The 9,555-nt window shown below is 52.7% G+C and carries 7 protein-coding genes; 1 reads left to right on the top strand and 6 read right to left on the bottom strand.

Features of this window, described 5'->3' with window-relative positions; all coding sequences use genetic code 11:
• The coding region (locus tag A0129_RS08520) for an iron ABC transporter permease (protein ID WP_291714181.1) at window positions 1-900 on the bottom strand (900 nt) is incomplete at its 3' end.
• A gap of 116 nt (window positions 901-1,016) precedes the next feature.
• On the opposite strand from A0129_RS08520, the gene A0129_RS08515 reads away from it, so the two are divergent.
• Window positions 1,017-2,069, top strand: coding sequence for an ABC transporter ATP-binding protein (locus tag A0129_RS08515; protein WP_291714179.1), 1,053 nt, complete (start codon window positions 1,017-1,019; stop codon window positions 2,067-2,069).
• A 46-nt stretch (window positions 2,070-2,115) separates the two neighbouring features.
• Here A0129_RS08515 and A0129_RS08510 read toward each other — a convergent pair whose 3' ends face one another.
• From A0129_RS08510 to A0129_RS08490, 5 genes are all read right to left on the bottom strand, one after another.
• Window positions 2,116-2,949: a hypothetical protein gene (locus A0129_RS08510; RefSeq protein ID WP_291714178.1), complete on the bottom strand. Its 834-nt coding sequence runs from the start codon at window positions 2,947-2,949 to the stop codon at window positions 2,116-2,118.
• 95 nt (window positions 2,950-3,044) lie between these two features.
• Entirely contained in the window at window positions 3,045-4,466 is a 1,422-nt protein-coding gene (locus tag A0129_RS08505) for a hypothetical protein (protein ID WP_291714176.1), read from the bottom strand.
• Between the two features lie 100 nt (window positions 4,467-4,566).
• Window positions 4,567-6,258 carry a TolC family protein gene (locus A0129_RS08500; RefSeq protein ID WP_291714173.1) on the bottom strand — a complete coding sequence of 564 codons (1,692 nt, stop codon included), beginning with the start codon at window positions 6,256-6,258 and terminating at the stop codon, window positions 4,567-4,569.
• 8 nt (window positions 6,259-6,266) lie between these two features.
• Window positions 6,267-7,604: an HlyD family type I secretion periplasmic adaptor subunit gene (locus A0129_RS08495; protein ID WP_291714171.1), complete on the bottom strand. Its 1,338-nt coding sequence runs from the start codon at window positions 7,602-7,604 to the stop codon at window positions 6,267-6,269.
• Window positions 7,605-7,624: 20 nt separating this feature from the next.
• Window positions 7,625-9,553, bottom strand: a complete 1,929-nt coding sequence (locus A0129_RS08490) for a peptidase domain-containing ABC transporter (RefSeq protein WP_291714169.1) — start codon at window positions 9,551-9,553, stop codon at window positions 7,625-7,627.
• Window positions 9,554-9,555: the final 2 nt, after the last annotated feature.

Below are 9,555 nucleotides of genomic sequence, written 5' to 3'. Positions count from 1 at the left end.
AAAACCCAATACAAACGGCATGGCCGATAAAAATACGACCCAACCGGCCTGAAAGCCCCGCAAGCGATTTCGCTCAATGGTGCTTCCTTTGCCAGACTGCGTGTAAAACTGGGCACGCCCACGTGCCTTGGATTCAAATACGATCAAGGCCAACATAACGACCAACAACATCACGGCCAACAAAGCCGCACTCTCCCGGTCACCCAGGTTGAGCCAGGTATTGAATATCGCAGTGGTGAAGGTGCGCACACCAAAGTAAGACAAGGCGCCATACTCCGCCAAAGTTTCCATAAGCACCAAGGTGAGCCCTACCACCCACGCTGGGCGAGCGACAGGCAAACCTACCTTGAGAAAAGCACTGGTGGCACTGTGACCCAAGGAGCGCGCTGCATCCAGCATAGAGGGACTACGGCCCAAAAATGCAGTTCTCGCCATGATGTAAACATAGGGGTACAACACAAAGCTAAGTACAAGTATTGCACCTGAAGTCGAACGAATCTCGGGAATTCGGAAATCGTTACCCAGAATTTCCCGCAAGCCACTGGCCAGCCAGCCAGAATATTGAAGTGCATCGGTGTAAGCATAAGCAATCACGTACGATGGCATGGCCAGTGGCAGTAACAACAGCCACTCAAGCCACCTGCGCCCCGGAAATTCATGCGCTGAGACCCACCAGGCTGGCAGCACTCCCATGGTACTGGTCAACACCACCACACCAAAACACAGGTAAACCGTTTGCCAAACCAGGTCAGGAAGAATGGTACTCGCCAGATGGGTCAACACTTGAGGGGCCTGCACGAGGCTTACCCCTGCCAGCCCAAACAGATAGACGAACGGCATCAACAGCAACAAAGCCAGCAGCGCAACAGAAATGCGACTTCTTAACCCCAGAGTAAACAAACAAACCGCCCAGACATGGCAAAATAGAAGTGAGAACGATTTTACTTTAAGTTCATGCAACTCACCTCAAGCAAAGGTGAACTGCGTAGTAAACAGACCACGGTGCCACCGAAAAAATGAAACAAGCCCCTGCCCTAAGCATTCGTGAACTAAGTATTCTGTATCCAGGCGGTAGCACGCCGGCCGTTCGTCATGTCAGTTTTGAATTGGCGCAGGGGGAAATCGCCTGCTTGCTCGGTCCTTCTGGCTGTGGCAAAACCACCTTGTTGCGTGCAATCGCAGGTTTTCTCATGCCCACACAGGGCCATATTTTGCTCAAAGGTGAAAAAGCCAGCGAACCGGGCAAGGTACGCAGCCCTGAGAACCGCAATGTCGGTGTGGTTTTTCAAGACTATGCCCTGTTCCCCCACCTCACAGTTCGAAAAAACATTGAGTTTGGATTGCACAAGCGCAGTGAACATGAAAAACGCAACCGCAGCGGCGAGTTATTGGCGCTGATTGGACTTGAAGCCTTGGCCGACCGATACCCACATGAATTGTCTGGTGGCCAGCAACAACGCGTGGCGTTGGCGCGTGCATTGGCCCCCAAACCCACGCTGATTCTGCTCGATGAGCCTTTTTCAAACCTGGATGTTGAACTGAAAGAGCGGCTCACCTTTGAAGTTCGGGAAATCTTAAAAGCCGAAAACATGAGCGCCATTTTGGTCACCCACGATCAACATGAAGCATTCAGCATGGCTGACCGAATTGGGGTGATGCACGCTGGCGAGTTACAGCAATGGGGTTCATCCTACAGCCTTTATCATCAGCCGAATTCACGGATGGTGGCCGACTTTATTGGTCAAGGTGTGTTTCTGCCGGGCAAAAAAACCGAGCAAGGTTTACAAATTGAATTGGCCCACCTGCGGCTGACGGAAGATCAATTGCCAGCAAGCAATGAATTTGATGTGCTGATTCGCCCTGACGACATTATTCACGACGATGCCAGCCCGATGCAGGCCAAGGTGGTGAGGAAGTCGTTTCGCGGCGCGGATTTCTTGTACACACTTGAACTGGAAAGTGGTGTACACGTGCTGGCCTTGGTACCAAGCCATCACAATCATGCCATTGGCGAGCCGATCGGAATCAAACTTGAGCTCGACCACGTCATTACGTTTGATCGGGTGTGATGACCACCCAAACCATGAACCGGGTGGGCTACAACTCGGTATGAAGTCAGCTCAGATCGTTCGAACCGGTTGCACCTGAGGACAAACCGCTGTCCAAATCGGAATTGGAGGCTGTAGAACTGATTGAAGAGGTGCCACCAGCGGAGGCAAAAAGTTCAGAGGCTTCCTGAATGCTGTTTGGATTGGAGAAATCCAGCGTCAAGGGGAACGCTTCCGGAGAGGTAAACAAACCGTCCAGCGTCGCTGCATAGGCCAGCGAATGAGCGTTGCCCGCCAATTCAGGCTGCGCAAACAGGCCCGAATCGATCTGCATCGAGGCAAGCAATGAATCGGTGTCGAACTCAGCGACTTCAGAGACAGCGTGGTTGACTTCACCTGAAAGCTCGCCAAACACATCCTGACTCAAGGTGTTCAAATCGAGCACCTGGGCTTGAATATCGGCAATCAGCTGAGTCAACTCGGAGTAGCTGAGTTCTCCGCCCAGAGCGTGCTTGACCCGGGGCATGGCACTCAAAAGCTCTGAATTCAAGGCTTCAAACGAGACTTGTTCATTCATGGTATTCAGAATTCCTGCAGAGTCTGCGTTGGCAAGCAATGCCGGATCAACATTGGCAAGGCTCGAAGAACTCTCGAAAACGCTGACATCACTGACGCAGGCTTGGGAAATGCAGCGCAATTCACCAAAGCCCAGTGAGGTCGCGCCAGAAAATTCTTTGGGATCGAGACCGTCAAAGGACGAAAAAGAAATTTTTGATGAACCAGAATGTGGCTCATAGCTGTCAAAAAACTCGATTGTCGCCCTGCTCACAGGGTCGAGCAGCTCACCAGCAGAGTAGCTGTGATCAGTCTGCACTGACAATTGAATGACGGAATTTGACATAAACCCAATTTTTTTCGTGACGTATTACCATTTTATACGATAGGCCACTCAAATTGGATTCAAACCACCCCCCTATCAAAAAAAGGGGGTGAGTTTTATTTGGTTTGGTCCAGGGAACCCAGTAGACCATCCAAGGCCCCACCTTCAGCGCCTGCGCTGGAGGAAATCCCACTGCTTAGTGAATCCAGCAAGCCTGAATCGGACTCGCTTGGAGAACTGGTTAAACCAGACAACAAACCGCCACCGCCGATGATGGGGTCGAGAATTGGCTCCAACAGAGGATCAGTGGCATCCGTCACAGGATCAAGGATAGGATCCACAATTGGATCAACCACTGGGTCGGTGACATCGGTAATCACATCCACAATTGGATCAACCACTGGGTCGGTGACATCGGTAATCACATCCACAATTGGATCAACCACTGGGTCGGTGATGCCTCCAACCACATCATCAACGATGTCAGTGACAGGATCGGTAATGCCTCCAACCACATCATCAACGATGTCAGTAACAGGATCGGTAATACCGCCAATGCCGTCAGTGATGCCGCCCACAATGTCGGTAATAGGGTCAGTCACTGGCGACAAATCCAGATCAGGCAAGGAGCCCACCAGAGAAGCAATGTCATCAAACGTTGAATCAAGATTCAGCAAACTGTCCAACTGAGGATTGGCACCTACATTGATCGTACCCAACAGGTCGGTCAATACGGTGGAAACCTCGCCAGCGTCTTCAAAAATACTGAGTCCCAAATCGCCAGTAGGCAAACTGTTTTGCGTCGCAAACTGGTTCTGAACATCGCCACTCAAGTTATCAAATACAGGCTCGAAGGTGGTGTTCAGCAGGTTGATCTGATCAAGCACTGCATCGATTGCAGTTTGGAGGCTCTCGGGGCTGGGGTTCTGACCCAAACCGCTGATGAGGCTGTTCAGCGCATCGTCTGGATTGATTCCACCACTGCCTTCCAGCATGGCCATCAACTGCGCGAATTCAGCAGACATGGGTACCATCGACCCGTCGGCGTTGGCCACGGGTTTCAACAAAGGAAAATCAGAAATTTTTGACAGGTCAGCGGGCTGCGACAAAGCCCTATTCCCCAAAGCCGCCAAACTTGCAGACTCGCCCACAGCGGTTTTTCCAAAGGTGACCGGGGCAGCACTGGCCACTTGAGCCGCCATGCCCATGGCACTGGAAGCGCCGCTTAAATCGGCCGCACCCACAGCGCCCAGGAGGCCCGCACCTGAGTAGGCAGGCGAAAGTCCGGAGAAACTACCACTTGATTGGTTTGACTGATGTAACTGACTTTTGGCCGCAGCACCCGGGAAACCGGAATGAGCGCTCAGGCCTTCAAATTCGGATGTATTCAAGGTGGATTGCAGAAACTGCATATTCAAAGCTGAAGGATCGGCGAGCTGCTGCTCGGCACGCTCAACAGCCAAATCCTCGGCTGTATTTTTGATGTTTTGAATATCGTCGCCCATTTTTGTCATTCCTTTGGGAATCGCCCCGTTCATGCCAGTTTCTCAGGGTTCCTGCCCAGCGAATGGATGAAATAAGGCCGTAAAGTGCCCCTGTTTGAACAGTGTGAGCACTTTACTGACAAAAATCAAGACTTTACCGATAAAACCGAGGATCCAGAACCGGGGCTGGCTTCAAGTTTGGACGCAATTCTTTCTCAGCAGCACTACCCTGCACCCGGCTGCGCTCCGAGCTTTTTTCGACTTCAAGGCGCTGTGCCGGGGTCAATACAAACCCGGCTGCTTTTTCCACCTCAGTCTGACTCACGTCCAGACCGAGCTTCTCTGCAATTTTCTGATCTGCCGGGCTGCTGGCAATGTCGGCCGTGTCCTTCAGACTACTCTCCAGGCGCTCACGCTCTGGCATTTTCGAGAAAAAGAGTGCAAACCAATCGCCCTCTGCACCTGGGGTTGGCATCATCAAGCCCATGGCGTGCATCAAACGGAAGCTGGCATCCCGCGCATCGAATACCGCATTGATATAGGCAATCAACACGTTGAAATACTCAACCTGCGCATCCAGCATCACAATCACGGTCTCACGGCCGAAATCACGAAGTCTTTTGCGGTTTTTGAATACCTGCAAAGAATCGGCATAAGCGCCGCGCAAGGTCACCGATCGCGACTGCCCGGCTGACCATTTGCCCCACTGAAAACGAACACTCTCCTCTACCCGCAATCGGGCGGCGGCCAGTTGCGCACGTCGTGTATCAATCGTGGCTGCCGCCTGATTCACCCGAGCAACCTGTTCGCCACCTGAGAACGCACTGTACTGCAAACGCAGGTTCACCGAGCTGTCGGTTCTGTCACCGGTAAAGGGGTCGGGTTCACCAAAAAATTGTTGAATACCCACCAGGTTTAAAGACGGGTACAAGCTCGCATCTTCGGCGGTGTAGTTATGTCGTGCCTTTACAATCTGGCTTTCAGCCACACGAATTTCCGGATTGGAAAACAGCGCTTTCGTGACTGCCTCATCCACCAGCTGGGGCAACATGTTGCGCTGAATCTCCAGTTCCGGAACGTTGTAACCCTCGGGATAAACACCGAAGTAACGGAAATAAGTGGCACGGGCCTCTTCAAACTGTCCCTCAAAGTTCACCAGCCGGTCACGGGTGACCGCCAAACGGGCTTTCGCAAATTGTGCATCGGTGACGCCGCTTCCGCCCAACTCAACCCGACGCTCCTCAAGGGCCAGCAATTGGGCGACGGCTGCCTCTGCAGCTCGGGAGGCTTCAACCAGCAAGGCATTGCGGGACAAGGTGCTGCTGGCCAGGAAGCTCTCAAGCACCACATCCTGAATAGTTTTTACAAACTGTCCGTCAGCAATAGTGCCATCGGTTTCAGCCGCCTTCACTCTCGCAGTAATTCGACCTGCGGTGTACAGGGGTTGGGTCACCGTAATGTCGGTCGATTGGCGATTGGTCACCGTTGAACTGGAACTGGCATTGGCACCCACGGTAATGCGCGGGAAATAGGCAGCTCGCGCACCATCTTCAATGAACTGCGAAGCATTCACGTTGATGCGTGAGGTCACAATCTCAGGGTTGGTGCGTAACATGTTCAGGAAGCGGATTTTCGTAAGCTCTTCCTTGCTCATTTTCGCAGCTTCGGCTGGCGCTATACGGCGAGCGCGAAACTCGTTGTTGTCGTTTCCGACATTGGCAGAAGGTTCGGAGTTTTCAGGTACATCCTGTGCGCCCACCGGAAATGCAAGAAGGCCCGCAATCAACACGCACAGTGCTTTGCGAGCCCATTCGCCCCCCTGGGTCATGTCCAATTGTTTTGTCATGTGTTGCTTTATGGTTCCCTGAAGGCTTCTTGCTTCAGCTTCAATACAGGTTTCAACAAGTAATAAATAAAGGGTTGCGAACCCACGTTAATATCAACTTCAGCGGTCATGCCCGGTGAAATGCGCAAGGGCGCATCAGGCGTACCAAAAAATGCCTTGTCCGTACTCACAATCAATCGATAATAAGGGCCGGTTTCTTCGGTTCCAGGGTCGGTATCCGCTGCAATTTGAGTCACCTTGCCGGGCAATGTACCATAGCGCAAAAAGTCATACGCCGACACCTTCACTTCGGAAGGTTGATCCATAGTCACGTAACCACGGTCTGCGGGTGACAGTCGTGTTTCCACCACCAACACCTCATCGACTGGAACAACTTCCATGATCGGCTCGCCCTGACGAACCACGTTGCCCACAGCCTGTAACTTCAGGTTTTTCACCACGCCATCAATCGGGGAACGAATCACAGCCCTGTCGCGCTGATCACTGGCTCGATCGATTTCATCCTTCAAACTGGCCAGTTGTCGCTCCAGCGTCGTTAACTCATCCGCAGCCCTGCGACGGAACTTGCCCTCTTCTTCCACTCGGCGAGCGCGGCTTTGCCCAACACTGGCCTGGGCCGATGCAATGGTTTGCCGCATTGAGGCAATTTCAGCAGTCAAACTGTCGTAATCACGTTTCTTGGTCAAATATTCAAGCTGAGACACAAGGCGTTCGCGAACCAGTTCTCGGGTAATTTCCAGTTCACGCAGGGTAGTCACTGCGCGATTCTCCAAGCCTTCAAGCTTGGCTTGCAACTCGCCCACCTTGCCCTGGTTCCCCAGCATTTGGCTGTCGTTTACACCCAAAATACCTTCCAACTCGGTTACACGCGCAATGTAGGTCGCCTGCTCGGTGCGGTACAAATCCGGGTAATCCGCAACAATCTCTGCCGGGTATTCGGGTGCTTTGCCGGAGGCCTCGCCCAACAAACGGGCACGGCTCATCTCCAGAGCAGCACGGCGGCTTTTCAATTCCTCGATGTTGATGCCGGAAGTGGCCAGGTTCAGCTGGACCAGCATGGCCCCTTCCTTGACCAAATCACCTTCCTTCACAGCCAGGTCCTGAACAATACCGCCTTCCAAGTGCTGAATGCTTTTAACACGAGTCGAGGGAATTACCTTGCCCGGCGCAGTGACCACTTGGTCAACGCGGATGAACAAGGATGCGAACAAAGACAGCGCAATCAAACCCAGGGCAAACCTGCTTTTGGTGTCGAATCCGCCACCACTGGGTTTGTAAAGGGCGGGGACCTCATAGGGCTTCAGATCATTCTTGCCGACTTCGGCCAATGCATTGTTGGACTTCATGATTTCTCGACCTTCGCTCATCAGGCTTGAGCGGCCTTACCGCCCGCATCCGTATTTGCTTTCCCTTCGGCGCCATTGGCCTCGAGTGCTTGCTTGGAGGCCTCCGATGTCACTTGTGACGCAGCCTTGGGCGCAGCAGGCACCGGCTTAGGCACTGAAATGCCGTACAGCAGTTTCAACATCTCGGGCGTTGCACCTACATGCAATTTCGAAGCCTTGTCCAAATAAATAATCTTGTCGCAAATCGACATTAAACGCACCGAATGCGTCACCATGATGATGGTCTTCACTGTGGCCAGGCTTTTGAACACAGCCATCAAGTGGGTTTCTGCTGCAAAATCCAGGTCGTTTGTGGGTTCATCCAGCAACAACACCGGCGCATCTGATAAAAAAGCCTGAGTAATGGCGACCCGACGGCGTTGTCCACCGGACAAGCGATTGCCACCCTCACCCACCTGCGTCATGTAGCCATCCGGCATTTTCGCGATAAATTCATGCGCACCTGAACGCTTGGCGGCCAGCAAAATTTGCTCGTCACTGGCGTCCGGATTGGAACGACGCAGGTTTTCGACAATCGTGCCCTCAAACAATTGAGAGGTTTGGGGCAAAAACCCAATCCACTTGGAAAGCTCTTGGCGGGAAAACTGCGACAAATCATATTCATCGAGCAACACGCGGCCACTTTGGGGCTCATAAAGACCACGCAGCAATTTCAGCAAGGTTGATTTGCCCGCACCGTTGTCGCCTGCCAGGCCATAGATACCACGCGGCCCAATCTGAGCGGAAACGGACTTCACAACCTCTTTCTGGGCGCCCACGTGCTGGTAACTCACATTTTCAAGACGCAAAGCGCCCGAAGGCATAGGCAGGCTCAAACCAGTGTGTTGCTTCTCCTCATCTGCGGCAAACACTTTGTTCAAGCGGTCTGTGGCTTCACGGGAATGTGCAATCGAGCGCCAATGGCCGGACAATGCAGCCAAAGGACCAATAGCCTTGGCGGCCAACATATTTGATGCAATCAGGCCACCCACAGTCATCCACTGATTGATTACCGCATAGGCACCAACAGCAGTGATTGCCACGTTCACACACAACATAATGGAAACCGACAGCTCGCGCTGATCCTCCATCTCACCGTTTTTCTGGAATGACTCCTGAACCCAGGAGTTGTAGCTCGATACCCAGGCCCTCTTCGCGGAATCATCCTGCACCAGGCTTTTGATCGCTTCACGGCCACGACAAACCTCAGCCAACACCTCGTCGCGTCGGCGAGCACGCGAGAACTCTTCCACACGGCGCTTTCGGAATTCACCCGAGCTATACCAGGACAAAGCAGCCAAACACACCAAACCTATCAGCACCACCGGCAACACTGGCAACGCGATTGTGGCAATCAAACCAATGGCCAGAATGGCAAATGGCAGATCCAGAATGGTCATGGCCACAGCGCCACTCCACACCACGCGCACGGTGTCAACGTCCTTAAACAGCGAATACCAGGCAGCAGTTGAACGTGCCTCAAGCTGCCGCAATGGAATCGAAAGAATCTTGTTCATCAATTTACTGGCAACCTGGCCGTCGATTTTTACCGCGGCAACACGTAACACGCGGGCCCGGAACGAGCGCAAAATCAAATCAGCGGCAAGCAAAATACCCATGCCGATCAACAACGCTGTCAGTGTGTTGAGGCCGGAGCGGTAAATAACCCTGTCGTATACCTGTAAAGAAAATACAGCAGGAAAAAGAGCCACCAGATTCACGAAAATTGACAGCAAAGCCGCGCGCTTTAACAGGGGCAAGGCGCTGCGAATCACGCCTTCAACGGTCTTTGAATTGGACACTTCGGGTGCACTGCTGCCATCGGCAGCGGTTTCCGAAGACTTCTCCGGTTTCAAACCGAAGTTCCAAAGTGCTTCAAGTCTTTCTTTGAACAAATATTTAACCGACATTG

This window comes from Limnobacter sp. CACIAM 66H1, assembly GCF_001601825.1.
In the GTDB taxonomy this organism is placed as follows: domain Bacteria; phylum Pseudomonadota; class Gammaproteobacteria; order Burkholderiales; family Burkholderiaceae_B; genus Limnobacter.
Note: the sequence above shows the minus strand (reverse complement) of the source record. Positions and strands in the feature narration are given on the sequence as shown.